General features: G+C 67.1%; 1 pseudogene. It reads right to left on the bottom strand.

What is annotated here, in order from left to right:
- Positions 1-177: 177 nt before the first annotated feature.
- Positions 178-507: pseudogene (locus Q8W71_RS32865) on the bottom strand (hypothetical protein); the annotation flags it as partial.

Raw genomic sequence — 507 nt, 5'->3', positions numbered from 1 at the left:
CGACGTGCTCACCCGCATCGCCGACCATCCGGCAAAGCGGCTGGCCGACCTGCTCCCCTGGAACTGGACGCCGGCCCCGCCCGTCGCTCACGCTGCCTGACCGGAAGGCCCGCCGCCGAGCGCTTACGTTCGCGATCGAGCGCGGGATCAACGGTACCCATCCGACGAGGCTTCCCGTTACCCACATCGTCGGCCGGCGCCGATGGTGATACCGACGGCGATGTCGTGCAGGCGGGTAAGGCCGCGCCACACGACCATGGTGCCGGGCGGCGGATCGTGGTGACGCGCGAGGTAGCCGCCGAGCATGGCAATCTGCAAAAGGTAGTCGGTACCCATCCGCCGGAGGCCGCCTTGTGTGAGGTCGGGGCGGGGCTGAAGTCCTAGGGTGTGTGGACTGTTGGGGTTCACGTTCAGCGGGAGGCGTGATTCAAGGCTGTCTTTTGGAGGACAGCCTTGAGCGTTCAGGATCGCTTGGTTCTCAGCGACGCGCAGTGGGAGCGGATGGCA

Source organism: Methylobacterium amylolyticum (assembly GCF_030700245.1).
GTDB lineage: Bacteria > Pseudomonadota > Alphaproteobacteria > Rhizobiales > Beijerinckiaceae > Methylobacterium.
This window is presented reverse-complemented; position numbering and strand designations above follow the sequence as displayed.